This window comes from Fervidobacterium sp., from assembly GCF_059913585.1.
The window spans coordinates 40,285-67,029 of record NZ_DBOLZL010000006.1 but is presented as its reverse complement, the minus strand read 5'-3'; the positions used below and the strand labels follow the sequence as shown (position 1 = coordinate 67,029).

Annotated in this window: 24 protein-coding genes and 1 riboswitch; of the genes, 7 read left to right on the top strand and 17 right to left on the bottom strand. The window is 39.8% G+C overall.

Annotated features, from left to right (window positions below; genetic code table 11):
* From rbfA to AC3M61_RS00880, 11 genes are read right to left on the bottom strand one after another with little or no spacing between them, the layout of a single operon-like run.
* Positions 1–378 carry a 30S ribosome-binding factor RbfA gene (rbfA, locus tag AC3M61_RS00930; protein WP_029683993.1) on the bottom strand — a complete coding sequence of 126 codons (378 nt, stop codon included), beginning with the start codon at positions 376–378 and terminating at the stop codon, positions 1–3.
* Positions 356–1,225, bottom strand: a complete 870-nt coding sequence (locus AC3M61_RS00925) for an HDOD domain-containing protein (protein WP_500779064.1) — start codon at positions 1,223–1,225, stop codon at positions 356–358. The genes rbfA and AC3M61_RS00925 overlap by 23 nt, the downstream gene beginning before the upstream one ends.
* A gap of 48 nt (positions 1,226–1,273) precedes the next feature.
* On the bottom strand, positions 1,274–2,680 hold the full coding sequence (locus tag AC3M61_RS00920) for an ATP-binding protein (RefSeq protein ID WP_029683991.1): 1,407 nt from the start codon (positions 2,678–2,680) through the stop codon (positions 1,274–1,276).
* 58 nt (positions 2,681–2,738) lie between these two features.
* On the bottom strand, positions 2,739–4,367 hold the full coding sequence (gene argS, locus AC3M61_RS00915) for an arginine--tRNA ligase (RefSeq protein ID WP_029683990.1): 1,629 nt from the start codon (positions 4,365–4,367) through the stop codon (positions 2,739–2,741).
* A 38-nt stretch (positions 4,368–4,405) separates the two neighbouring features.
* On the bottom strand, positions 4,406–4,999 hold the full coding sequence (gene yihA / locus AC3M61_RS00910; RefSeq protein WP_500779150.1) for a ribosome biogenesis GTP-binding protein YihA/YsxC: 594 nt from the start codon (positions 4,997–4,999) through the stop codon (positions 4,406–4,408).
* Positions 4,950–7,418 (bottom strand): endopeptidase La, encoded by a 2,469-nt coding sequence (gene lon / locus AC3M61_RS00905; RefSeq protein ID WP_500779063.1) that lies wholly within the window; start codon positions 7,416–7,418, stop codon positions 4,950–4,952. The genes yihA and lon overlap by 50 nt, the downstream gene beginning before the upstream one ends.
* Positions 7,411–7,893 carry a tRNA (adenosine(37)-N6)-threonylcarbamoyltransferase complex ATPase subunit type 1 TsaE gene (gene tsaE / locus AC3M61_RS00900; protein WP_500779062.1) on the bottom strand — a complete coding sequence of 161 codons (483 nt, stop codon included), beginning with the start codon at positions 7,891–7,893 and terminating at the stop codon, positions 7,411–7,413. Before tsaE ends, lon begins: the two co-directional genes overlap by 8 nt.
* A complete protein-coding gene (gene glpK / locus AC3M61_RS00895; protein WP_500779061.1) occupies positions 7,851–9,296 on the bottom strand; it encodes a glycerol kinase GlpK in 1,446 nt (481 codons plus the stop codon). Before glpK ends, tsaE begins: the two co-directional genes overlap by 43 nt.
* A gap of 43 nt (positions 9,297–9,339) precedes the next feature.
* The gene (locus AC3M61_RS00890; protein ID WP_500779060.1) at positions 9,340–9,498 is read right to left on the bottom strand and encodes a DUF2905 domain-containing protein; all 159 of its coding nucleotides are present in this window, start codon (positions 9,496–9,498) and stop codon (positions 9,340–9,342) included.
* Positions 9,473–10,369: a PSP1 domain-containing protein gene (locus tag AC3M61_RS00885; protein ID WP_500779059.1), complete on the bottom strand. Its 897-nt coding sequence runs from the start codon at positions 10,367–10,369 to the stop codon at positions 9,473–9,475. The genes AC3M61_RS00890 and AC3M61_RS00885 overlap by 26 nt, the downstream gene beginning before the upstream one ends.
* Positions 10,366–11,202 carry a DNA polymerase III delta subunit-related protein gene (locus AC3M61_RS00880; RefSeq protein ID WP_500779058.1) on the bottom strand — a complete coding sequence of 279 codons (837 nt, stop codon included), beginning with the start codon at positions 11,200–11,202 and terminating at the stop codon, positions 10,366–10,368. The genes AC3M61_RS00885 and AC3M61_RS00880 overlap by 4 nt, the downstream gene beginning before the upstream one ends.
* A 219-nt stretch (positions 11,203–11,421) precedes the next feature.
* On the opposite strand from AC3M61_RS00880, the gene AC3M61_RS00875 reads away from it, so the two are divergent.
* Genes AC3M61_RS00875 through AC3M61_RS00865 form a run of 3 tightly spaced genes read left to right on the top strand, consistent with a single transcriptional unit; the run spans position 11,422 to position 15,310 of the window.
* Positions 11,422–12,504, top strand: a complete 1,083-nt coding sequence (locus AC3M61_RS00875) for a polyprenyl synthetase family protein (protein WP_500779057.1) — start codon at positions 11,422–11,424, stop codon at positions 12,502–12,504.
* 22 nt (positions 12,505–12,526) lie between these two features.
* Positions 12,527–14,689, top strand: coding sequence for a glycogen debranching protein GlgX (gene glgX, locus AC3M61_RS00870; protein ID WP_500779056.1), 2,163 nt, complete (start codon positions 12,527–12,529; stop codon positions 14,687–14,689).
* Positions 14,690–14,722: 33 nt separating this feature from the next.
* On the top strand, positions 14,723–15,310 hold the full coding sequence (locus AC3M61_RS00865) for a hypothetical protein (RefSeq protein ID WP_500779055.1): 588 nt from the start codon (positions 14,723–14,725) through the stop codon (positions 15,308–15,310).
* A gap of 19 nt (positions 15,311–15,329) precedes the next feature.
* Here the strand turns inward: AC3M61_RS00865 and AC3M61_RS00860 are convergent, their stop codons facing one another.
* Entirely contained in the window at positions 15,330–15,713 is a 384-nt protein-coding gene (locus tag AC3M61_RS00860; RefSeq protein ID WP_500779054.1) for a Rid family detoxifying hydrolase, read from the bottom strand.
* A gap of 29 nt (positions 15,714–15,742) precedes the next feature.
* Complete coding sequence (locus AC3M61_RS00855) at positions 15,743–16,441, bottom strand: energy-coupling factor ABC transporter ATP-binding protein (protein ID WP_500779053.1); 699 nt, start codon at positions 16,439–16,441, stop codon at positions 15,743–15,745.
* A gap of 119 nt (positions 16,442–16,560) precedes the next feature.
* Here AC3M61_RS00855 and AC3M61_RS00850 point away from each other — a divergent pair, with 119 nt between their 5' ends.
* Positions 16,561–17,445 (top strand): YitT family protein, encoded by an 885-nt coding sequence (locus AC3M61_RS00850; RefSeq protein ID WP_500779052.1) that lies wholly within the window; start codon positions 16,561–16,563, stop codon positions 17,443–17,445.
* Positions 17,446–17,507: 62 nt separating this feature from the next.
* Here AC3M61_RS00850 and AC3M61_RS00845 read toward each other — a convergent pair whose 3' ends face one another.
* Complete coding sequence (locus tag AC3M61_RS00845; protein ID WP_500779051.1) at positions 17,508–19,493, bottom strand: methyl-accepting chemotaxis protein; 1,986 nt, start codon at positions 19,491–19,493, stop codon at positions 17,508–17,510.
* 336 nt (positions 19,494–19,829) lie between these two features.
* Here AC3M61_RS00845 and AC3M61_RS00840 point away from each other — a divergent pair, with 336 nt between their 5' ends.
* Entirely contained in the window at positions 19,830–21,032 is a 1,203-nt protein-coding gene (locus AC3M61_RS00840) for an acetyl-CoA C-acetyltransferase (RefSeq protein WP_500779050.1), read from the top strand.
* A 26-nt stretch (positions 21,033–21,058) separates the two neighbouring features.
* Positions 21,059–21,778, top strand: coding sequence for a beta-ketoacyl-ACP reductase (locus tag AC3M61_RS00835; protein ID WP_448379537.1), 720 nt, complete (start codon positions 21,059–21,061; stop codon positions 21,776–21,778).
* Between the two features lie 62 nt (positions 21,779–21,840).
* Here AC3M61_RS00835 and AC3M61_RS00830 read toward each other — a convergent pair whose 3' ends face one another.
* Positions 21,841–22,566: a substrate-binding periplasmic protein gene (locus AC3M61_RS00830; RefSeq protein ID WP_500779049.1), complete on the bottom strand. Its 726-nt coding sequence runs from the start codon at positions 22,564–22,566 to the stop codon at positions 21,841–21,843.
* Between the two features lie 205 nt (positions 22,567–22,771).
* Complete coding sequence (locus AC3M61_RS00825) at positions 22,772–23,755, bottom strand: thiamine ABC transporter substrate-binding protein (protein ID WP_500779048.1); 984 nt, start codon at positions 23,753–23,755, stop codon at positions 22,772–22,774.
* Positions 23,756–23,867: 112 nt separating this feature from the next.
* Positions 23,868–23,978, bottom strand: a riboswitch (TPP riboswitch).
* 138 nt (positions 23,979–24,116) lie between these two features.
* Between AC3M61_RS00825 and AC3M61_RS00820 the strand changes: the two genes are divergently transcribed.
* Positions 24,117–25,319 carry an MFS transporter gene (locus tag AC3M61_RS00820; RefSeq protein ID WP_500779047.1) on the top strand — a complete coding sequence of 401 codons (1,203 nt, stop codon included), beginning with the start codon at positions 24,117–24,119 and terminating at the stop codon, positions 25,317–25,319.
* Here the strand turns inward: AC3M61_RS00820 and AC3M61_RS00815 are convergent.
* The gene (locus AC3M61_RS00815; RefSeq protein WP_500779046.1) at positions 25,312–26,715 is read right to left on the bottom strand and encodes an MATE family efflux transporter; all 1,404 of its coding nucleotides are present in this window, start codon (positions 26,713–26,715) and stop codon (positions 25,312–25,314) included. The genes AC3M61_RS00820 and AC3M61_RS00815 overlap by 8 nt on opposite strands.
* Positions 26,716–26,745 lie beyond the last annotated feature (30 nt).

The following is a 26,745-nucleotide window of genomic DNA, read 5'->3' as shown; positions in this document are numbered from 1 at the left end:
TTATTTATTATCGTCACTTTTTTCTTTTTCTTTAATTGAATCCAATAACTGAGCTATTCTTACGGTGGCTTCTATACCTTTATCTTCCTTGAACCTAAGTTCAGGTGCAACGTACATTCTTATGTTCTTTGCAACGTAAGTTCTAAAATATCCCTTTTTTGATTCCAAATATTCAACAATCTCTCTTCGTTTGTTTTCGTCACCAAGCACGCTAACAAAGATATCGGCATATCTTTTATCCTTTGAAACTTCCACTCTTGAAAATGTGATGAGTGACCTTACCGTATCTATGTAAGGGTCTTTCATCTCCATCAATGCTTCGGCTAAAACTTTTCTTAATTCGGATTCGAGCATCTTAAGTTTGTATTCCTGCTTCATCTTTAACACCTCCATAAATCATATCTTTTGACCTTTCAAATACTCTTTCGAGCTCGTGGAACATTATTTTCAAGTCACTGGGTTTAATCCCAAGAACGTCGAAAACCAGAGGATCCAAATAAGGTGGACCGTAAGACAAGGAATAACCGGGCAAAAAGATGTTTGAAAAAACATTCGCCAAGTGAACAATAGAAATCATCTCTGTATTTGGTGAATCAGGGTTAAGCGAAGGTTTTTCGTGATACAGGGCAACAGAAATGTATTCATCGGGGAATTTCCATAGTTTTAAAAGCTCACCGCCTAATTCCATGTGGTCTTCAACTTGGCATTTGTATTCGATTAAAAACATTGGTGTTTGTTTTTCCTCGCTAAATTTTGCAAGTTCATACATGTACGTTGGGAAAATCAAATCTATTGCTATTTTTCCAACATCGTGCATCATTCCTGCAAGAAAAACTTCTTCTCGGGTCATGAATCCGATATTTTTTGCAATATGTTCTGCGAAAATAGCCGTTGTCATAAAGTGTGACCATAGTTTGTCGTGGTCAATAAATGTATGTTTTGAATGTAATGCAGAATACGTAAAAACGCTGAGTGCAAGATTACGCACAGTTTTGAAACCAACTATAACAATAGCTTCGCTCAGTTTTGTAATTTTTCTTGGCAGACCATAGTATGCTGAATTGACAAGTCGGAGTATCTTCGATGAAAGTCCGACGTCCATTGAAATGACCTTTTCAAGGTCTTTTGCACTCGCATTCGGATTTGATGCGGTTGAAATAATTTCTTGAACTACAATGTCTGGAGTTGGTATTTCAGAAATTGTTCCGAGTAGTTCTTTTATCATTCGCACTCGCTCCATTTAATTATTTTTGAGCAAGTAAATTGTCACTTTTTAGACATTTTTGTTTTTTGGGAGAATGACTTCAAATATGCTTCCTTGACCAACTTCAGATTTGACTTGGATTTCTCCGCCGTGCATTTCCACAATTTCTTTTACTATCGCCAAGCCAAGTCCTGTCCCTGGTATCGAGTAAGTTAGTTCGTTATCTACGCGATAGAATTTGTCAAATATCTTGTCAATTTTATCCCCTGGTATACCTATACCGTTGTCTTCAACGGATATTCTTATTTTCTCTCCTTCGTCATTCACGGAGACTTTGACGTATTTGTTCTCCTTCTGTGGGTCAGAAAATTTTATTGCATTGCTTAAAAGGTTTACAATCACCTGCTCAATTCTTCGATGGTCACATTCAATTGTTACTGGTAAACATTCCTTTTCAATTTTCACTTTCTTTTCTTTGGCAAATGCCTGAACGGCACTTACTGCACGCTCAATAATGTCACAAATATCGGAAGGTTCTAACACTACGCGCATGGTTCCAGATTCCAGCTGAGAGAAATCGAGCAAGTCGTTTAAGAGCTGTTCCAATCTTAAGGATTGTTCGTGAACGATATTGAGAAATTCTTGTATTTCTTCGTAACTCATCGGCATACTCAATATTGTTTCAACGTATGCCTTTATCGCAGCAAGTGGTGTTCTTAATTCGTGAGAGATGTTTGCAATGAAGTTCGTCTTTATTTTATCTACTTCTTTTAACTTCTGAATCTCTTTCTCGGTGGTGATATTTCTAACATTTACAAGTATCCTGTCTTCACCAAAAAGTTTGATGCCTTTGAGCGATACGCTGAAGAAAGAGTTCGCTTCCTCGAACTCAAAAAACTCAGTGCCATTTTCTATACTCTTCAAAATCTCGTCTAACAATCTATGGTGCTCGTTGAGTATTTGCTCTGCTTTTATGTTTTTGAACTCAACATCACGGTCTTTAAAGACGATAATGCCATCGTTTGAAACGTTTATTATGGTTTCATAGTACTGGCGAGAATCGTCAACAATCTTAAATAGCCTCAGGTTTTCAAGCGTGATGCCTGAGAGATAAGCAATCAATTGTAAATAGTCTATGATTTCAGCAGTAGGCTCGTTAGTTGTTAGGATAACTATGAGCGATAATACCTTACTCCCTTTGAAAATAGGGATGAGCCCAACGTAAATATCCTCAAAAGGAAGAAACGTTGGATGAAGCCTTTCTTCTATCCACTGGAGGTAGTCGGCATAGTATTCTTTGGCTATAGTTACGTCCACTGGTTCTGAATATATGAGTTCTTTGTTTTTCAAGACATTTAGAACTTGAAAATCAAGAATACGCTTTAAAATGCCAACTAAAGCGCTGTAAAGTTTGTTCTCATCGTCTACTTTTGATATTTCAAGCATGTATTTTGAAAGGAGTTGTTGAATTTCCATCGATTGTCACCTTCTCAATGGATTTTGGGTTTTTAAGCTTTACATCCTTTTTACATCTTTACATCTTTTCAGGGGCACTCACACCAAGTAATTTCAAACCTTCTGAAATGATAATCTTAACACCAAGAGCAAGATTGAGACGTGCATTTGAAAGTTCTGGGTTTTCTGGGTCTACTATCTTGTAGTCTGCATAGTATTTATGGAACGCTGCAGCAAGATTTTCAAGATAGTCAGTTAGGTAATGTGGAGAGAGCTTGTCCCTAACGCGTTCTAAAACATCGTCAAATGTGGAAATAAGCTTTATGATTCTCAATTCAGCTTCGTTTTCAAGAAGTTCGATATTGTTAAGTAGCTCGAATTTTAATCCTTTTGCCTGTGCGTTCTCAAAAAGGCTTGAAATTCTTGCGTGAGCGTATTGAACGTAATAAACTGGGTTATCGGTTGTTTGGGCTTTAGCTAATTCAAGGTCAAAGTTCAAATGTGTGTTCACATCAACCATTGCAAAGAAATATCTTGTAGCATCCTTTCCGACCTCGTCTATCAGTTCGTCCAATGTAACGAATTCACCGGCACGTGTACTCATCTTCACTATTTCATTTCCGCGTTTGAGTGTTACGAACTGGTGCAAAACGAAGATGAGGAAATCTTCTGGGATGTCGAGTGCCTTTATCGCTGCATACATCCTTGGTAAATGTCCATGATGGTCACTTCCGAAGATGTCGATTGCAATATCATAGCCTCGTTTGAATTTGTTGTAATGGTATGCAATATCTGTCAAATAATATGTGTAACTTCCATCACTTTTGATAAGGACCTTATCGTTATCATTTTCAAATTGAGATACTTTAAACCAAATAGCGCCCTCGCTTTCGTATACCAAGTCTTTGCTTTTCAGTATATCAAGCACTTTCTGAACGGTTCCATCATCTATCAAGCTCTTTTCACTTACGATGCTGTCGAACTTTGCATCGAGCTTTTTCAAAGTTGCTTCAAACATCTTAGTTATTTCCCGGAGTGCATAATCTTTAAAAACCTCTTCTACTTCGTTGTTCCAAATGCGGAAGAACTTGTCATCGTGGTCTTTTAATACGAGTTTCGCGATATCTATTACGTATTCTCCACGGTATCCATCTTCGGGTATGGGTTCCTCGTAGCCAAGAAGTTGGTTGTACCTTGCCCAGACAGATTTCGCAAGTAGTTTTATTTGTCTGCCGGCATCGTTTAAATACATTTCCTTGGTTACATCGTAGCCAATGTATTTCAGAACGTTACCAAGCACATCTCCAATAACGACCTGACGACCGTGTCCAACCGTTAACGGACCTGTTGGGTTTGCACTACCGTATTCAAGAAGGATTTTACCTTTGTTTTTGAACTTCCATATGCCTGAAGGGTTTCTAAGGAAATTTTCGAGGAAATTTCTGTAAAAAGTCTTAGAAACCTTGAAGTTGATGAACCCAGGTCCTGCTATCGTTATCTCTTCAAACATGGGATGCCCAGAGAGCTTTTCTACAAAATATTTTGCCACCTCTCTTGGTGGCTTTTTGAAGTGTTTTGCTCCGACCAACGCGATATTCGTGGAAAAATCTCCGAAGTGTTCTTCTGGTACCTCGACAACGAAATCGTATTCATAGCCACTTTCCATCAAAAAGCTTCTCAATAAGCTTTCTATTTCTTTCCGAATCATCTACGCTATGACCTCCTGGTTTCACAGTTTTTTGCATTTTATTCTTTCGATAACTCTTCAATTATAACATTCCATATCTTATCCAGACCTTCCTTTTTGACAGAGGAACATGGAATGATTTGCCGGATTTTGTAACTTGATAACACCTGTTCAAAATACTTAAGTTGTTTGCTTAATTCTGAAGAGCTTAGCTTGTCAATCTTGGTCAACACAACAGCAGGTGAAATTCCCAGCACTTCCAACCACTCGAGTAACTGAGCGTCAGAGTCCATGAGTTCGTGTCTGGAATCTATCAGTGCAAAGAGCGCTTTCATATTCCAAGAACGTTCAGAAAAATACCTTTCGATGACTTTTCGCCACTCTTCCCTGTCTTTTTTGGAAGCGCGTGCGTATCCATAACCCGGAAGGTCGACGAGGTAAAACTTGCTATTTATCAGATAGTAGTTAATCGTTCTTGTTTTTCCAGGGTTCTTACTGACGAATGCAACCCTTTTCCCGATAAGTGCGTTCAAAAGACTGGACTTCCCAACATTTGAACGCCCTACAAATGCGAATTCCCCACGGAGAGGTTCCGGGAATTTGTCATTTGGTTTCGCTATTACTTTTGCGAGTTCTACGCTTTTTACTTCTATTGGTTTCACTGGTTTGCTTACTTGCGTTTGTTTCACACAAAGCCACCTCCAGCACTTCGTCGATTGTTTCAACGAGGATGAAGTTCATGTTTTTCTTAGCTTCCTCAGGTATCTTTTCCAGGTCTACTTCGTTTTTCTTAGGTAATATGACTGTTTTAATACCTTTTCTGTAAGCAGCTAAAACTTTCTCCTTTATACCTCCAACAGGTAGCACTCGTCCTCTTAGCGTAATCTCACCCGTCATTGCTACGTCGTTTCTAACAGGGATGTCCTTTACCACTGAAACTAAAGCCGTTGTAATAGTGACACCTGCGCTTGGTCCATCTTTTGGAACAGCACCTTCGGGCACGTGGATATGTATATCGTATTTTGTGAACTTTTCTGAGTAATCTTCTCCACACAGTTTTCTTGCCAAACTTAGAGCGATTCGAACGGATTCTTTCATGACATCACCGAGCTGACCAGTGATTATCAGTTGCCCATTTCCAGGTATCAGCGCACTTTCTATGTAAAGTGTTGTTCCTCCGTTTGGAGTCCAAGCAAGTCCTGTCGCGATGCCAACGAGTGGTTTTTCTAAAGAATCTTCCTCTCTTATCTTCTCTGGTCCCAAGTATTCAACTACTTTTTCAGGAGTTATTACAACGGTCTTGTTAGTCTTTGTGAATTCCAGTGTTGCCTTTCTCACAACGCTTCTCAGTTGTCTTTCCAGTTCGCGGACACCCGGTTCCAAGGTGTATTCATGGATTATCTTTTTTATCGCCGAGTCTTTGAAGACGAAAATCTTTGCCTTCTTCTCTGTAAATTCTTCGTATATCTTTGGTATTATGTAGTTCTTGGCTATATAGAACTTTTCAACATCCGTGTAACTTGAAATCTCAATCACTTCCATACGGTCTCTTAGTGCAGGTGGTATTGTGTATAGTACGTTTGCCGTTGTAATAAAAAGCACCTCAGATAGGTCGAATGGTAACTCTATGTAGTGGTCTACGAAATCTTTGTTTTGCTCGGGGTCAAGAACTTCGAGCAACGCGGAAGCTGGGTCTCCCTGGAAACTTATTCCCATTTTATCTATCTCATCGAGTAGTATCACAGGGTTTTTAACCCCCAATTTCCTTATGAGTTGTATGATTCTGCCGGGCATCGCACCTACGTATGTTCTTCTGTGACCACGGATTTCAGCCTCATCCCTTAGACCACCAAGTGACATGCGACCGAATTTTCTGTTCATCGCACGTGCTATAGACTTTGCAAGAGATGTTTTACCAACCCCCGGAGGACCGACAAAACAGATTATAGGTGCCTTGGTCTTGTCGGAAAGTTTTCTTGTCGCAAGGTATTCCAATATTCTCTTCTTTGGTTCTTCCAAACCGTAGTGGTCTTCATTTAAGACTTTCTCTGCATACTCTATATCAACCGTGTCTTCTGTCTTTTCGTACCAAGGTAAATTGAGTATCCAATCAAGGTAAGTCCTTATCACACTCGCCTCAGGTGCGTATGGAGACATCTTTTCTAATCTTTGCAGTTCCGCCTGTACCTTTTCTTTAACGTGTTCTGGATAATTTCCCTTCTCTATCTTTTCTCTTATTTCTTTTATCTCAACATCTTCTTCTCCGCCGAGTTCGTCGCGAATAACACGCAACTTCTCCCTCAGGTAGTACTCCCTCTGGCTTTTTTCAATTCTTTCCTTGACCTTTTGGTCCAGTTGCTGTTCTATCTCCAGTAACTCCGTTTCCCGAGCTAATATGTCTAAGATTTTTTCAAGACGATTGGCAGGATGAATTATTTCGAGTAGTTCTTGCTTTTCTTCGATACTTCCCGGACACAAAGATGCCGCTATGTCCGCGAAGACATCGGCGTTATCAACATCTTCTAACAGCATTAACGTCTCAGGTGGTATTTTCCTTGAATACTGGACATATTTATGGAGTTCTTCTTTGACCATTCGCATTAAAGCAATTAAGCGTTTTGATTTGCCATAGCGTGCCCTGAGTATTTCAAGTTCGAACTCAAAGAACTTCTCACCGACGTTCTTTATCCATTTAGCCCTTGCAATTCCCTCAACAAGGACTTTAAAAGTGTTATCAGGTAATTTACCAACTTGAATAATTCGAACTATTGTGCCAACTTTGTAAAGGTCGCTTTCTTTTGGGTCTTCAATCGCCGGGTCTTTTTGGTTCACTACGAAGACCAAGTTGTTTGTGTGTTCCATCGCGTGTTCGAGAGCCATAAGGGATTTTTCCCTGCCTACATAGAACGGAACAACAGTATTGGGGAAAATCACCATGTTGCTACGCATCGCTATTGCAGGCAGTATATTTGGAATAGATATTCTTTCTTCCCTACTCTTTCTTGCTTCTTTTTCTAGCTTTGCGAATCTTTTTTGATTGTTTTGGTTGTTCTTTTTTTCGGTCTTATCCAATGTTCATGCACCTCCTTATTAGTTCGAGTCTTCCACTGTCTGCTGTGATACTTACTTTTCTGTGACCTTCGTCAATATGTTCGAAGATAATAGTTATGAAATCTTCCAAGAAAAATTCCTTTACCAACTCGCCCCATTCGATTACAAATATTCCATCCTTCTCTTCTATTTCCCCTTCAAGAACGTAAAATATCTCTTCCAAGTTGTTAAGACGGTAAGCATCTATATGGTAGACTGTTTTTAGACAAGAGTAGACATTCATTAATGTGAACGTTGGACTTGTGACGATGTGTTCGCTACAACCAAGTCCAGTGACCAAACCACGAACAAATGTGGTCTTTCCACTTCCAATTTCGCCAGACAGAATCAGTATATCGCCGTCTGAAAGACAATTTGCAAACCTCTTTGCCACACTTTTCAGTTCCTTTTCATTTAAGATTCCCAGTTCAATGCGCGGTTGACTGCTTGTTTCCACTTGTTAAATTCCTCCTCACGAGATTGTTTTGGAGTAAATATCCTATCTATCTTCCTAATTTCCTGAAGCCTTTCTTTTGTGACCAAGCCTAAAGCGATAGCAGCCAAACTTGCTGCACCTAGGGCTGTTGTTTCTCTGTTAACCGGTCTTTCAACCACCGTATTTACCACATCGGCAAGGACTTGCATGATAAGGTTATTTTTTGATACTCCACCATCTACCTTTAGGGTGTTAATCTTTATATTACTCTCTTTTTCCATCAACATGACTAATTGCCCAACGGAAAATGCGATACCTTCGAATGCGGCGTATATAATGTGTCTTTTGTCCGTTCCGGGAGTGAGTCCGATTATCAATCCTCTTGCGTATGGGTCCCAATACGGGGCGCCAAGTCCTGTGAGTGCTGGGACAAAGTAGATTCCTCCGTTATTACCCACCTGGAGTGCGAGCTCTGTTAATTCAGAGCTATCTTTTCCGAAACCAAGGTTTTTAATGAGGTAATTCACCAACGTTCCCGTTATGAACACGCTACCTTCAAGCGCGTAGACAAGCTCATCTTTAATCTTCCATCCAACAGTGCTTAATAAGTTATGTTCAGAATAAATCTTTTCGCTCCCTGTGTTCATTAAAATAAAGCTACCAGTCCCGAGCGTGCACTTCACATCTCCTTTTTGGAATGCCGTTTGACCAAAGAGTGCTGCCTGTTGGTCACCAACTAAAGACGCCACGGGAATACCATCGTCTGTGTAACCTATAAGCTGTGCTGTATCAACAACTTCCGGAAGGAATTCCCTCCTGATGTCGAAGAGTTCCAAAAGTTCATCGTCCCAATCAAGTGTGTTTATATTAAATATCATCGTTCTTGATGCATTCGAATAATCTGTTACGTGCCTGCCTGTCAATTTCCAAGCAAGGAAGCTATCTATTGTTCCGAACCTCAATGTTCCTTTATTATAAGCTTTTTGAACTTCTGGCACATTTTGAATAAGCCATTCCATTTTAGTTGCTGAAAAGTACGGGTCTACAACTAAGCCTGTTTTCTCTTTTATCGCCCGTCCGTACTCTTTTCTCAGATAGCTCGACCTTTCCGCCGTTCTACGGCACTGCCAAACAATGGCGTTGTGTAGCACTTCTTTTGTTTCAGCATCCCAAGCAACAACTGTTTCTCTTTGGTTCGTTATACCGATAACATCTATCTTCTTTCCTCTTGAAGATGCAACTCGTTTGCATTCTTCAAGAACTTCGACAACAGTTTGCCAAATGTCTTCAGGGTTGTGTTCAACCCATCCTTCTTTCGGGTATATCTGACGGAATTCTCTGCGCGCCTCGTGCACAACTGAAAAATCATCATCAAATAAAATTGCCCTTGTGCTTGTCGTTCCTTGGTCCAAACCAACGAACATACTTTTCTCCCTCCCTATCCCCTGACTTCTTTGGGTCTTGTCGTCATTTGAAGAACCTGCCTATGATGTTCAATACTATTGTAAGTATCACACTCAATATAATCATCGTTGTTATTGGAAAGATGAAAACAAAATTCTTTCTTTTAATAACGATATCTCCAGGAAGCCAATTAAGGTCACTCATCTTCGATATCAGGAACATCGTCAAGCCCATTGTAATGGTTATTAGTCCGAGCATGATCAATAATTTTCCAATTTCCCGCATTTTCTCCCTCCTTGAAGTAGGAGAATGGAAGTGCTACCATCTCACCGTCATCGGTCTGGAGAGTTACCCTCGATAAGAACACGTTTACGGTTATCACCTTTGCGATTTTTCCATCGTAGTAAATTGTAGAACCTTCATCAGGAATGTTCTTCAACGCTTCAACATAGAAGTCATGCTCAAATGTTAGACAACAAAGCAATCTACCGCATGGTCCTGTAATTTTTGAAGTGTTTATCATCATCTGTTGTTGTTTTGCATGTTTCAGGGTTACACTGTCAAATTCTCTCAAGAAGTAGGAACAACAGCTCTTGCGACCACAAAGACCTAATCCTTTGATAAATTTCATTTCGTCTCTTGCACCGACCTGTCTTAACTCAATACGCGTTTTGAATTCTTTTGCTATGTCTTTTACAAGTTCTCGAAAGTCTACCCTTGTTTTTGAGCTAAAGTAAATTACTAACTTGCTCCGGTCAAATATGTATTTAGATTGCAAAATCTTCATTGGAAGGTTGTGTTTTTTGACAAGTTCGATAGTTACCTCTCGCGCTTTTTTTGCAATTTCCTCGTTTTCTTGGATAATCTCCAAATCTTCTTCTGTTGCTTTTCTGATAATGGCTTTGAGTTCATAATTGACATCATCTATGCTTATGTTCTTTGGTCCTAACAAAACTTTGCCATAATCTGTCCCAAATTCGCTAAGTACGATTGCGTAATCACCGTATGTAAATTTTTCTCCGTTATCTAAGTAATACACAATTTTTCCCAGTGGCATCAATTCAACACCATAAACGGTAGCTTCTAAACTCACAGATTATCACCTCTTAATCCAAGTAGTAGTGTATAATACGTCAGTTGGTAGTTGAAGTTCGCAATCTTAGCCTTCAGAATCTCATCGCATATGCGCAGATATTTTATCTTCAAACTTGGAGAAAGTGAACCATTTTTGTAAATCAACCAAGAAATAACCTTTGCAACAATTCTCAGAAACTGAATGTTACTCTTCTTGGATAACTGCGAAATAAATTTCACATAAGTTGCCAGGTCTTTGTTTAAATATTGTTCGAGAAGATGTTTTAAAGATATTATGACATCGAGCTCTTGATTGATTTCATCAATTTCGTCTATAGCTTCGAGAAATTCTTCTTCCGAAAGAATTGAATAACTCTTTTTCTTAATTGGCTCAAGGAAATCGTAATTCCAATACACCAGATACCTCTCAAATTCGTCCAATCCTGGTTCGATAGGTAGTTGTATTTGTAGCTTTTGTAACCTACTTCTTATCGTCGGTAAAAGTGAAAACCATCTTGAGGTAACCAGAATTAATATCGCGTATGACGGAGGTTCTTCAAGGGTTTTTAAAAACGCATTTGCAGCTTCTTGAGTCATTTTGTCTGCATCGTAGAGAATAACCTTTTTTATTTCACCTTTTGGGGAAAAGTCAAGAAACTCAATGACGGTTCTAACCTCATCGATGCCAATGTTTGTATCCGGTTCGATTACCATTAAATCTTGTATATCGGAGTCTTCTATTAAACCTCTTATCAGTGCTTTTGCGTAAGCCTTATTTGGAACAACTAAACCATATGATTTTCCGTTTTCCAAGTATCTAGATAGTTTATCTTTAATTTCCTCGAACGTCATTGCTGTCACCACCGGAGCTTTTCAGATGTTCTTTGTGTATTTGTGTAACAATATAGCAGTAATAATTCAATTCTTACCGAGTTCGTTCAGAACTTAGAAGTTTTTACTCGCATTTTAATTATATCACAAACAACGGATTTAGACTATTGTTTTCCGTTGTGGTATAATCACTAATATGGTTAACGTCTCTATTCTAAACCAGGGAGAGAATGAGTCAGTATGGGAGAAGAGAGAACAGTTGAAAAGTTTGATACTCAGTCATTAACAGAGAGAGTAAATAAGACAATCCAGTTGCTACTGAAAGAACTGATTGAAAACACGCCCGATGCGTTGAAGGTATATTCTCAAGAGTTCGCTAATTTTACCTTGAGACCAGGCAAGCGAATCAGACCACTTCTATTGTTGCTGACATATTATGGTTACGCGAGTTCCCCGGATGACGATAATGATAAAAGTGCATACATGTTAGCCGGGATATTGGAGATAATGCACGCGTTCTTGCTTGTGCATGATGATGTTATCGATGAGTCTTCTCTTAGACGAGGTGAGCCTACACTCCACAAGATTTATGAACACCTAACTGGGAGTGAAAAAGTCGGAAAAGACCTTGCAATCGTTGTTGGTGATATAGCAAGTTTTTACTACTTTGGAAAGCTTTCAGATTTAATTAATTTTGGCATTGAAAAAGAAGCACTCCAAAGGCTTCTTAAACTATTTGCCGACTGTTATGTGAAGACCGGATACGGTCAATTGCTCGACATACTTTTCACTGGAAGTGTAACTGAGAGTGCGCTAAGAGATGATATTCCAACCAACATCAGCCTCTACAAAACCGCTTACTATACCTTTATCTATCCAATGCTCTTCGGATATTATTTGGCAGGTGGAAAGGAAACAGAAGAGGCTCAGAGACTCCAGCAAATGGGTGAAAAGGTAGGTATAGCATTCCAGTATAGGGATGATATACTTGGCACGTTCGGTGGTGATAAGAAAAGCGCTAACGATATCCTTGAAGGTAAAGCAACCATCCTCGTTAAGAGAACGATGGATAAACTTGTGGAAAGCGAAAAAGAAATGTTCTTAGGTTTGATAAACAAGAAGGATAAGTCTGAAAATGATATTGAAACGATAAAATCGTATATGCTCAAATCTGGTGCTTTAGATGAAACAACTAAAGATGTAACGAAATTGGTCACTGAAGCGCTTTCTATATTGGCTCTTCTGAAGATGGATACATACTACAAAGCTGAGATAGAAAAGATTTTCAGAAAAGTTTTAGATATACCGAAAGTTGCATTTTAAATCTTAACCGGTGGTGGTAAGTATGGCGGATTATCCACTTCAGTATAAAAACCCTGGACCTGAGGTTGTTTTGAAAACCAAACGCGGTTATCCAAGACTTGGTGCAACTCCAGATGAAACAGGTGTGAATTTTGCAATATTCTCTCGTCATGCAACGAGGGTTATTTTAGAACTTTACCAAAATTACTACGATGATAAACCATCGCATGTTTTCGAATTAGATCCAGTGAAGAACAAAACTGGGGACATATGGCATATCTATGTGTACGGTGTTGGACATGGACAATACTACGGCTGGAGAATAGATGGTCCTTATGACCCTATCAACGGGAAGCGGTTTAATGTCAATAAATTGTTGATAGACCCTTACGCAAAGGCTATTACAACGTTTTTTGATTGGAACGACGACGCGGTTTACGGTTACGACAGAAACTCACCGATGGGCGACCTTTCGTTCTCAACACAGGACTCGGTTAAAAGCATGATAAGGTCTATAGTCATAGACGATTCTAAATACGACTGGGAAGACGACAGACAACTCCACATACCCTGGAACGAAACCATCATTTACGAGATGCATGTGAGGCTCTTTACCATAAGTCCTACTTCAAATGTAAAATTCCCAGGGACGTTTTTGGGAATAATCGAAAAACTGGACCACTTGAAAGAACTTGGGGTTACAACGATAGAACTTATGCCTATTTTTGAGTTTAATCTTAATTCCAATCCAAACATAAATCCGTTGACAGGTGAACGCTTAAAAGATGTCTGGGGTTACAACCCTTTGAATTTTTTTGCCGTTACTGGAAACTACTCAGTTGGACTGAAGCTTGGGGAACAGGTTTTTCTGTTCAAAGACTTTGTAAAGTTGATGCACAAGAATGGGTTTGAGGTTATTCTTGACGTAGTTTATAACCACACAGGTGAAGGTGGAGAAAAGGGTCCCACGATTTGTTTTAGAGGCATCGACAACGAAGTATACTATATGCTTGACCCAAAGAACAAGAGGTACTACTTGAATTACTCTGGTTGTGGTAACACGTTGAATTGTAATCATCCCGTGGTCAAAGAGATGATAATAGACAGTCTTCGCTACTGGGCGACGGAGATGCACGTGGATGGGTTCAGATTCGACCTTGCATCCATACTTGGGCGAACACCAGATGGACGGTGGATTGGTGACTTTTCGTTACTTAAAGATATCGCAGAAGACCCGATAGTTGGGAAACTTAAACTAATAGCGGAAGGTTGGGATGCGGCGGGTGGTTATTACCTTGGACAATTCCCAGAAGGTTGGGCAGAGTGGAACGGTAAATACCGCGATTGTGTAAGACGTTTTGTGCGTGGCGACAATGGTACTATCCAGGAACTTATGCTTCGTATTGCAGGAAGCCCGGATTTGTATGCAAACAGGCAACCACATGCCAGCATCAATTTTATAACCTGTCACGATGGTTTCACTATGCGTGATTTGGTTTCATACAACCAAAAGCACAACGAAGCAAACGGCGAAGGTAACAAAGATGGTGCCGATGAGAACTTCAGTTACAACTACGGTGTTGAAGGCGATACCGACGATGAGAATATAATCAGGATAAGGAAGCAACAGATAAAGAACTTCTTCACCATCCTCATGGTTTCACATGGCACCCCCATGATATTGATGGGTGATGAGATGTTCCGAACGCAGAAGGGTAACAACAACGCTTACTGTATAGATGACGAAACCACATGGGTGGATTGGACACTGAAGGAAAAACACAGAGATTTGTTTGAGTTTGTGAAGAAAATTATACACTTCAGAAAATCACATAACGCATTGAAAAGGGAATGCTTCTATCAAAGATACGACAAGTTTGGAAATCTTGTAACAGACATAACCTGGCATGGTGTTAACCCATTTGAACCAGATACGTCTTATCATTCACATTCAATAGCGTTCATGATTTCAGGCTTTGACCCTGTGAAAGGTGTGAGGATAGATAACGATATCTACGTAATCCTAAATCAATGGATTGAGCCTTTGAAATTCGTTTTGCCACCACTTTACGGACAATCCTGGTATAGGGTAGTTGATACTGCTCAGGAATATCCAAGAGATTTTCTCGATGTGCCTGAGAGGATAGAGGGATACTACATTGCACAACCACGTAGCACGGTGATATTTATCTCAGATGCCCAGTAAACAGAACATGACCTGAAACAGGGAGGTAGATTCATGGAAAGATTTAACATTCTTTTGGAATTAGTCGGATTCACTGCGTTTTTCGCAGGTCTTATTTTAAACATCATAGTGAGTAATGCTTTGCTATCGAAGGTGATACTTTTGCTAGCACTCTTAGGCGTGGGAGCCTTTATCAGAAATCCATACTTAGTTGTGTTAATGACGATAGTTTTAATACCTTCTCGTTATTTCTACACCCCCGTTGGAAAAGATGTGATTCATGATTTAAAGAAATATCTTTTCAATAGGACAATGCTTAGAAGCAAAACTTATTTAATGCTCGCATTGACAGGAAGTATTTTCCTGGGGTTTGCACTCCCTTCTGTTAAGAATTATCCGGTGACTATAAGCATTATTACACTGGTTACGGTGTTATTGTTGTGGGTTGTTGATATTTCTAATATGAAAAGTTTCGAGGAAAAAATAAAGAGGGCCACCGAAAAAGGTGGTGACCCTATTGAAGCTTTAAAATATGCGTATAAACTTATGAATCCATTCACAAACGTTGAGGTGGACGAAATCATTAAAAATAGGATAGAACTCTTCAAAAACATTCAGGAACGAAAAACAACCAAAGAATGAAAAAGAATGAAAAAATTTGCTATGCTTCAACAACAAATTCCATCTCCACTAACGCACCTTTTGGCAGGCTTGAAACTCCGACGGTACTTCTTGTCGGGAAGTCTTTGGTGAAGTTTTCAAAATATTTTTGATAGACTTCGTTGATTTTCGAAAACTCTTCCAATTTCACAGTGAAGATGGTTGTTTTCACAACGTTTTTCAAAGATAAACCAATTTCAGAGAGCATAGCGCTCAGGTTTTTCAATATCTGTTCCGTTGCGTTTTCAACACTATCGTTCACAAGTTCACCGGTTTCAGGGTTAATCGGCAAAATTCCAGAGAAAAAGATAAGGTTTCCAACTTTCACAGCAGACGAATAAGGTCCTACCGCCTTTGGACCTTTTTCGAATTTCAACACTTCCATACCGAACACCTCCATTTTTGAGTTATGAGTTATCCAGCTTTTGAAGTAAACTCTCTGTGCACTTTTTCACGGTAAAGCTTTATGCCATCGCTTGGATTACCATCGAAAACAATAGCTCCAACATCTATGTAAATACATCGATCCGCGTAAGGGCTGAAAAGGTTCAGCTCATGTGTCGCGATAATTATACCTTTGCCTGCCTCTTTCAATTTCACAACAGCTTCAACGACCTCACGTTTTCCATTTTTATCGAGCATGGCAGTAACCTCATCGAGCAACAAAAACTCAGGTTGAAGAGCCAATATCGAAGCGATTGCGAGTCTTTGCTTTTGCCCACCAGACAAATAGTATGGGTCTGCGTCTTTCAACTCTGCGAGTTCTAAAAGATTTAAAACATAGTTTGCCCTTATTTCCATTTCCCTTTTGTCGAGTCCTATGTTTTCCAATCCGAATATCACGTCTTCCCAAACGGTTGAACCTATGATTTGTGTCTCTGGATTTTGGAAAACGTATCCTGTAATTTCCGATACATCGTTTATACCTTCAGGAAGAATGATTTCACCAGTGTAATCTATTAGTCCAGCGAGAACTTTCAGCAAAGTTGATTTCCCAGAGCCGTTTGCTCCGATTACCATGACAATTTCTCCAGTCTCGAAAGAGGTTGAAATATTCTTCAATATCTGCTTACTTGCGTAAGAAACGCTGATGTTTTTTAATTTCAGGACCAACTTAGCCTCTCCTCCTGATAAATTTGAACTTTTAGATTGTTCTGATATAATCATATCACGGAAAACGCAGAAGTAAAAAGGGAAAAATAAAGAATGTAGCAAGAAAGGAGGAAAAGGATATGGTTAGGTTTTCGAAAGATTTTGATTTGAAAGAACAGATTAAAGAGTATGTGCTTTCTACAATAGGTGTCATGTTAACCGCACTTGGGCTTGTGATATTCTTCATCCCTAATAATATCGCAGCCGGTGGTGCGAGTGGTATGGCGATGATTCTACACAAGTTAATTTCCACCGTTCCTGTGGGTATTTGGATGTATATCATTAACGTTCTCCTTTTTGTGTTAGGTTTTTTGCTCGTTGGTAAGGATTTCAGCTTTAAGACGATATATTCAACATTCGCTTTGAACTTCTTTGTTGATCTGTTTGATAGGATTATAAACATTCCGAAATATACTGGCGAAGATTTGATGCTTGCTGTCTTTTTCGGTAACGTATTGGCATCTATTGGTATGGCTATAGCGTTTGCGAACAACTCTTCGACGGGTGGCACGGATATTATAGCAAAGATAATTTCGAAATATTTCCACACGCCAATAGGAACAACGCTACTTATGGTTGATTTCGCTATAGGTATATTTGCAGGGTTTGCGTTCAACGCAAGAATCGCCATGTATGCACTACTTGCGATAATTATAAACGGTATCACCATAGACTTTGTGCTCAAAGGTCTTGAACTCTCCGTAACGATGATGATTATCTCAAAGAAGGTTGATGAGATTAAGAAATACGTCCTTGAGAAAATGGAACGTGGAGCAACTGTGCTGAAAGCACAAGGTGCTTACTCTGGTAAGGATATTGACGTGCTTTACGTTGCATTGAAGAGAAGAGAACTTGGTGAGGTATTGAACGTGATTCGTCATATCGACCCAGAAGCGTTTGTTATCGTCACAGAAGCCAGATATGTGCTCGGGGAAGGCTTTAGGAGAATAGATAAGGTGGTTTAAACTCAGAAAAGCTAAAATTAAAGGGCTCCCAGTGTTGTTGGGAGCCCTTTTGAATTTATTTGTTAGATTTTGAATCTTCTCACTGTTTCAACAAGTTTTTCTGCGATATCGTCAAGGTTTTCGGCGGTCTTTGCGACGTTTGATATAGCATCTGCTTGTTGTTTTATTGCCATTGTGACTTCGTTCATCTGTTCAACTACACTGACCATAGACTTACTTGCACTATCCATAGCACTGCTCATTTCTTCTGCTGCTGCGCTCTGCTCTTGTGCGCTGGCTGCAAGGTTCTCCGTCATCTGCGACATACGCACAATGCTTTGGAGAATCTGTTCGAATTGTGATTTGACCAAGTCTGATTCAGTGTATGCTTTGTTGACGATTTCGACAGTTTCTTTCGTTGCTTCGCTTGCTTTCATACTGCTATCAACGATACCTCGGAGTATGTTTGCGATATTTTGAGTCGCCTGTTTACTTTCTTCCGCGAGTTTTCTAATTTCATCCGCAACAACGGCAAAGCCTCTGCCAGCTTCTCCCGCTCTTGCTGCTTCAATTGCGGCGTTCAGTGCAAGTAGGTTTGTCTGTTCGGCTATAGAGTTGATGGTATCAACAATCTCACCTATGTTCTTTGCACTCTCACTGAGTTTTTCAACAATCTGGAACGTAACATCGGCTTTTTCTCTTGTTTGGACAATAACATCGGTGATTGAGAGAATTGCTTTTTGACCTTCGTTTGCAAGTTGAGAGACTTTCTGTGCCTCTTCACTGAGTTTTTGAGAAGCGTGTGCAACATTCTGAGCACTTGCCGCAACCTCTTCTATACCACTCGTCATCTCTTCTATTGCCGCGGATGCGTTGTTGACGTTTGAATTGACACTATCAACTTGTGCGGTGAGTTCCTCGACTGTTGCACTAACTTCTTCGGATGCAGCAGCAACCTGTGAAGCTTCTTGCTTGACTGTTTGAGAATCCCTTTCAATATTATTTGCTATTTCCTTGAGTGCCAAAACCATCTTGTCAAGAGCTGCAGCAAGTTTTCCAATTTCGTCTTTAGACGAATAAGCAATTCTAACTGTAAGGTCACCATTTGCTATTTTACTTGCGCTTTCTACAATATCGTTAATTGGCTTAACGACGAACGTCCTGCTTACAAATAATGCCACAAGAACACCTAATATGACAGCTACAATTGTTATGGAGATATTAATTAGCGTTTTCAAATTGACATCTTTCATCAAATCTTTCTCGAGAACAAGCGTTGCATAAATCCAACCGTTTGGAAGTTTCTTGTAACCTGTTATTCTTTTTGCGTTGTTAAATGTGTAGCCAAAAACCCCACTCTCCGGACCAGAGACCCATTTCTGGAAGAACTCTGTGTCTTTTACGTTCTTACCAATCAACGTCTTGTCAGAATGCATTATGATATTACCTTCAGCAGAAACTATTGCATTCAGATATCCTAATTCTTTACCCTTTGATAAAAGAGCATCGGAAAGCTTTGAGATATCAAAATCGAGTGCAACTACTCCAACGATACCCTCATCAGTTTGGACGGTTTTTGCTATGGTTACAACGAGTTTTCCTGTCGATGCATCGGCATATGGTTCAGTGATGATTATTTGCCCAGACTTTGCGACAGCTGCTTGATACCAAGGTCTTGATGTTGGGTCGTAGCCTTCTGGAAGCTCAGTCTCAGGCACCAAATACATGCGTTTATCTTTCAGTCCCACGTAGACATACATCACGTCAGGATAACTTCTAATGACGCTGTAGAACAGCTTCTTCATCCAGACATCTTCTTCGTATTCTCTTTTGTAAACGCCCATAACGTTTGCATCTTTGGAGAGTAGGTCGATTAGTTTGGAATGTTGTTCGATAAAAGTCCAAAAGGTTTCTCCACTGTTTTCTGCCAACGCTTGCAGATTTTGTTTGGTTTTGTCGATAATATTAGAACGTAACGAAAATGCTGAATAAATACCAATAACAACCATACCGATGGTTAGCACCGCCACTATGACCAAAATTTTTTGGAAAATACTCATATTTCGCATACCGTTCCCTCCTTTAATCGACTTTTCTGTTGTTGAATATTCATGAAAGATGTAAATTGTTACTCACTCTCAATACCGATAAAGTTAACACGTATAAATTATACCACAACTGTAGCGATTCAAAGCAACAGTTTTCTTGAAAAAAGGAATTTAAACTCAACTAAGGTTATCAACACCTTTCTTTCGATAGAATGCGTTGAATTTCAGCTTTTATCGAGCGAACGTATCCTTTGACATAGCAACGTGAAAAATGGTCTAATTGAGATAGATAATGTGATAGGTGATTCATATATTACTATCCGGTATGTTCATATTTGAGGTGGAGGTGGTCGTTGTATGGTTTACATCCTTGGTGCAAAGCGGACGGCTATTGGTAGTTTTGGAGGCTCTTTGAAAGATATTCCCGCACCACAACTTGGTGCAATTGCGGCAAAGGCGGCAATAGAGCAAGCTGGAATACCGGTTGAAGATTTCGACGAAACTATAGTTGGTTGCATTCTAACAGCAGGGCAAGGGATGGGACCGGGTAGACAGGTTGGTATCTATGCGGGCATTCCTGTTGAAAAGCCAGGTTACACTGTCAATATGCTGTGTGGTAGTGGGATGAAGTCGGTCATGATAGGTGCCAGCGATATCGAGCTTGGCGAGGCTGATGTTGTGCTTGCAGGTGGAATAGAAAATATGTCGCAAGCGCCGTTCTTGATTTCTTACCGTGCAAGATTTGGTCTGAGGTTTGGAAGTCAAGAAATGCAAGACCACATGATACTCGATGGACTCACGGACGTGTTCAATAAAGTGCATATGGGGCTTACCGCAGAGGCACTTGCAGAAGAGTTTAACATATCTCGTGAAGAACAAGACGAATTTGCTTACAACAGTCAGATGAAGGCAAAGGCAGCTATTGAAGCTGGTAAGTTTAAAGACGAAATCGTGCCAGTTGAGGTTCCAGATAAGAAAGGGGTAAAAATTTTCGATACGGACGAATATCCACGTTTCGATACAACACTTGAATCATTGGCGAAGTTGAAACCCGCGTTTAAACCCAACGGAACAATTACAGCCGGGAACGCGAGTGGAATAAACGATGGAGGAAGTGCGATAGTTATTGCAAGTGAAAGGTATGTTGAAAAGAAAGGACTTAAGCCGTTGGGCAGGATTGTTGCATGGGCTCAAGCCGGTGTTGACCCGATGAGAATGGGTTTCGGACCTGTTCCAGCAACGGAGAAAGTTTTGAAGAAAGCAGGTTTATCTTTCCAGGATATAGAACTCATTGAATTGAACGAAGCATTTGCTGCACAAAGCCTTGCGGTTATAAAAGGATGGGAAAAGGCATTTGGAGTTACGAAAGATTGGATTCTTGAGCGCACGAACGTCAACGGCGGAGCGATAGCGCTCGGTCATCCAATCGGTGCTAGTGGGAATAGGATTATAGTAACGTTGCTCTATGAAATGAAGAAAAGGCACGTGAAGTATGGTTTGGCTACACTTTGTATCGGTGGAGGAATGGGCACGGCGGTAATTGTTGAAAATATCGAGTAATATACTTAAGATAAGGGGGTTAGACGATGAGGTTAGAAGGTAAAGTATGTATCATTACGGGTGCAGGGAGTGGTATTGGAAGAGCGGCGGCTGAGTTATTTGCAAAAGAAGGAGCTATAGTTATCGCGTGTGATGTAAGTGAAGCAACATACGAACATCCGAATATACATTTTTACAAACTTGATGTGACAGACAGAAACAGAATAGCAGAAGTTGTAAAGGATGTTGTTGAGAAATTTGGAAAGATAGATGTGCTTGTGAACAATGCAGGTATTACACGCGATGCGTTGATTCAGAACATGACCGAGGAAGATTGGGATAGGGTTATCAATGTGAACCTGAAAGGTGTTTTCAATATGACGCAAGCTGTTGTCCCATATATGTTGGAGGCAGGCAAGGGTAGTATAATCAACACATCATCCGTTGTGGGGGTTTATGGAAACATAGGTCAAACGAATTATGCGGCAACAAAAGCGGGCGTCATTGGTATGACGAAAACGTGGGCAAAAGAATTTGCAAGAAAAGGTGCACAAATTAGGGTTAACGCCGTTGCACCAGGTTTTATCAAAACGCCGATGACCGAAAAGGTTCCAGAAAAGATTTTAACCATGATGGCAGAGAGGGCAGCACTTAAACGCCTTGGAGAACCAATCGAAGTTGCTTACGTGTATTTGTTCCTTGCTTCAGACGAATCATCCTATATCACAGGTCAAGTGATAGGTGTCGATGGAGGACTGATACTCTAACAGATAAATGTAACCAATAAGACAAACACGCCCCTGGTTCGCCAGGGGCATTCTGTATACTTTTAAAAGGCTCCAATGTATGATGTAAGTATACGCTTTATTGTTCCATTTGATGTGAGTTTAGAAATTGCGTCATTCAGTTTTTTCTCTAAAGAGCTGTTTAACAAGACTGCACCTATGTTGATGGAGTAAATCAAATCTTTGTGGACCTGGAAGCCGTATTTTTTCGCTAGATACAAAGCGTTGATATAATCAAAGAATGCACCGTCTATCGTTTTAACAAGTAGGTTAGTTACAATTTCTTCGTTTGACACAAACGTCGAGTATTTTATCTTCTTGCCAGATTTAACCCAATCTTGAACAATTCTCTCACCGGTAGCACCTTTCTTTACTCCAAAAGTGATTTTTTCGATGTCTCCATCCCACTTGATGTCTTTTCTAAGCAGTATCGCAAGTCCTGAATTAATATACGGCTGGGTGAATTTGAAGACCTTTTTCCTTTCATCGGTGATATGAATACCACCAGCTATTACATCTAAACCGAGTTTTGAAAGTACCGTAGTGTCAAGCGCAGAGAATGGTAGCACGTAGAATTCCACATGCATGTTGAGTTCAACTCCGATGACCCGCCAAATTTCGTATTCGATTCCAGAAAGCTTGTTGGACGTCCAGTATGCGTATGGTTCGCCTAATAAAAGTCCTACTTTCAGAAACTGACCGAAAGTATGCGTAAAAATTAGCAGTGTTGTTATAAGTAAAAAAATGAAAATCTGGCTTTTTGTTAACATTTGCACACCTCCAATAGTAGGCGGTAAATATGGGTTTTCTACAAGTTTAGACCAACGTACTGGCATTTTTGTTCAACTTTTTTCAACTTTTTCAGCTTTAATCAGTTACTTTTTAAAGGTCTTTAAAGGTCTTCAAAATTTAAAGCCTCTGGGGTGCCTGGCACTCCAGAGGCTTTTTAAATGCACTACTTTTTTACTTTTTCTGTTATCCAATAACCGCTTTTTCCCATTTTTTGAGTATCTCATCTAACCTATCATTAATACTTGGATCAAGTCTTAGTATCTTTTTCACAGTTGGTACGTATTTGTATACTTCTGGTAGCTGAACATCGATAACAGGGAACATCCACTGGTTCAGAGGTACTTCCTTTTGGAAATCTGGGGTGAGCATGAACTCAATGAATGCCCTTGCGAGTGCTAAGTTCTTTGCGCCCTTTACGATAGCTGCGTATTCCTCGAGCACGTATGCACCTTCCTCGAATATTATAGGCATGTACTTGATTGAGCCGTATTTGTACATACTGTAAGCACCATCTGTTGCATAACTTACTATCATATCAACTTCACCCGTTTCGAGCATCTTGAATGCTGCGCTCCATCCACTTGTAAATGTGAGTACGTTTTTCTTGATTTCCTTCCAAAATTCCATAGCATCATCTTCACCAAGTGCAGCAATAGTCCACATCAGGAATGTTAAACCTGTACTGGAGGTCCTTGGATCGATAAGGACAAACCTGCCTTTGTATTCGGGTTTTAAAAGGTCTTTGAAAGATTTTGGAGGATTCTTTATCCTCTCGACGTTGTAAATCATCGCCAAAGCACCGTAGTCGTAAACTGTACCGTAGTCGTTAACAAAACCTTTGTAGACAAGATTTTTCGAATTGGTGGCACGATACTTTTGCAACAAGTTCTCTTTTATCGCTTTTTGAAGCTGTTGAGGATTTAAACCGATAACAACATCAGCCTTAGGTGTGTTCTTTTCGGCGATAAGTCTAGCCAAAACATCTCCCATAGAACCAAAACTTACCACTTTAACTTTACACTTGTACATCTGCTCGAATTTTGGGACAACAACCTTTGCTATTCCACCCGCAAAACTATCGGATGTATAAATCACAAGCTCTGCGGAAAAAGCAAAAACCGTTACTATCAGCAAAGAGAAAAACACTAATCTGACCAGTCCTTTCATGTTAGTCCCTCCTTCTTAAAGTGTGGGTATTCTTGAAATAAAAAAATCCCTCCGCTTTTGTGTTTTCAACCAAGCGGAGGGAATTTTTAAAAGGCTTTTTATTATCTATCCTGCTATCCTGGTTCCTGGTCCCTCCGCCGGCATTACCCGGATCAGGTTCGAAGGGTCGGGAACTTGCATTCCCCTCTCAGCCCCGCATTCAGGAGCTCCCCTCCAGGATATGGGAAATATGATTGATTCTATTTGCTATTGTAACACACTTTTAATGCTCAGTCAACAGAATATAATTGGTGATGATGTAAACTTACTGATGTAATTGTATTTGAAGAAAGCTTCAAAACTGGATGTGGGGTGTTGAAATGTGAGCAGGCAAGGGATATTCCACAAGTATCATTTCCTTTCTTTTGTAATCTCCATTCAGGCATACCTTTACAGCACGTATATCAATTCAACTGCTGCAAAATTTGGTTTTTCTTTTACTCAGATAGGTCTTGTTAACCTTGCTTTATCTATAGCCTATGCAATAGCTAGTGTGACCTTGGGACACATTGGAACAAGATACGGATACAAAAGGACAATTTCTTTTTTAGCTGTATATCTTTTTATTGTCTCAATGTTCGGGCTTTTTGCTAACAACCCTAAGGGTTTGGTTATTTTTGCGGTTCTCCAAGGTGTCTTCTTTGGAGCATTCTTTCCACAAGTTGAAGGCTTGATTGCAAAATCTGAGAGTTTATTGAGGATAGACCCACCATCGATAACAGGTAGATTCACATTGTCTTGGAGCACGGGAAATATAATTGGGGTTGCGTTTGGTCCTTTTCTTACCGTAAAAGCTGCAAGTGCAATATTTGCTCTGGGTTTAGTAATTTCGGGTATGACAAGTCTGTTGGTTTCTTTAGACTACAAAAAGTTTGGAGATATCATCACATTTACACCTTACAGAAGGCTTCTTGAACATTCTCAAAATGCATCTGTTATCATGAATAAAAGCACGATGAGAAAACTCAGGTTGGAATACAGAATAATTCTATTCCTTGGTGGTTTGATTTACACATCTGTTCTGGCTAGTTTTCCCAAGTTGATGATGCTTGCAGGGCTAAAGCTTGAAAATGCAGGTTTTTTGACTGTGGGAGCAAATATAGGTGTTTTGCTCACTTTCGTTATCCTGCAGTCTTGGAAAGGCTGGGTAGGGAACGAGTATTTTTGTGGCATACTTTTATCAGTTGTTCCAATAACAGGATTAATAGCTTTTTTCGCCAAAAATCCTTTAATGTTCTTGCTTACATCTTTGTTTGCAGGTTTCAGTTACGCAGTTCCATATACATTCGCCATATTCTACGGACTTTTGTCAGAGGAGGAAGAGCACGGCAAACAAGGGGCTTTGCATGAAATGGTTATTGGACTTTTGTTCGGTGTAGGTCCGCTTGTTGGAGGAGTATTGTTTGACAAGTTTGGAGGAAACTTAGGTTTGTTAGTTTACGCATTTTCAATAAGTGTTGTTATATACCTTATTCAACTACTTTTTAATTTTTCAAGAAAACAAAAAAACCAAGCTACTAAATAACCCTCTTTTTATACCAGTCGGATTTTAAAAATGCGATGAACATAACCAAAACTTCAACAAATTCCGTTACAGGAAATGTCATCCACAGTCCGACAGCTCCTAAATGCAGCACAAAGGTGGAAATCAAAACAAACGGAACCATAACTCCCCATCGACTTAAAATGCCCGCTATCATTGGGATTGATGTCTTTCCTGAACCGAAGAACGCACTGGAGAGCCCCGCACTGAAAGATATCATAAATAATGCAAAGACAACATATGGGATACTTTTAGCACCAATTTCTACTACGTTTTTGTTTGATGTGAAAAGAACAAAAACGGATTCCCGGAATAATAGTAAGGGCACAAGTAAAATAGAAACAATGATGGCACTGTATAGAGTTGCTAGAATTGTTGCCTTCTTGGCACCTTTTTCATTGTCCTTCCCCAGTTGGAAACCTACCAGGGTGCTTGCACCCATCGACAAACCAAATATTGGTATAACGGCGAACCCAAACATGCGCTCGATAATGCCAAAGACAGTTACATACTCTGAACCAAAGAGTGAGGAGATTTTGATTAAAACGGTATAAGAAAGGTTTCGAAGTAGCATTTCAACACCGGACGGCAAACCTATAGTGATAAGCTTTGTATCTATTTTCCTATCTAATAATAAGAGCCCTTTTAATGAAATCTTTACCCCCTCTATCCCTCGGAAAAGCAGGTACAATCCCCAAACAAGAGGAATAAACGTAGAAATCACTGTTGCCCACGCAGCACCAGAGACACCAAGACCAAGTCCTCGGATGTTGAGTAATGGGAGTTTGTCGAAAATAAATATAGGGTCCAATATTATATTGACAGTAGTTCCCGTTGCCATGGTAAGTGTTGCAAGCGATGGGCGACCTATATTTCTTAGTGCTGTGAATGTGGAGTAAGTCATAAAAAATACAGGCATGAAAAAGATGCGTATGTATCCATAGTGAATTGCCGAGTTAACGACTTCGGCGTCCGAAGAGAAGAAACTAACAATAGGTTTGAAAAACAACAACAATAAACCTGAAGCGATGAGTGCGACTATAGCCTTAAAGATAAGTGTTTGCTCTATTATTCGTGATGTAAGTTTTAAATCTCTTTTGCCATACGCTTGTGAAATTAATGAAACAGAAGAAGTGCCTATGATTTCATTAAGTATTTCAACTAACCAAAATATTGTGGAGAATATGACGACTCCTGCAATGGCCTTGTAGGAAATCTTTCCAATCCAGAACATATCCACGATATCGTACAAAGATTGTATGGCAAAACCAAGCATTGTGGGAAACGATAATCTAAATAATTCTTTGGTAAGAAGCTTGGTGCTTTCATTTTCAACGGTAAGTTTTTTGGCAGTTGAACTTTCGTCAAATATCTTCACTTAATCCCCCCAATTTATGTAAACGGTAAT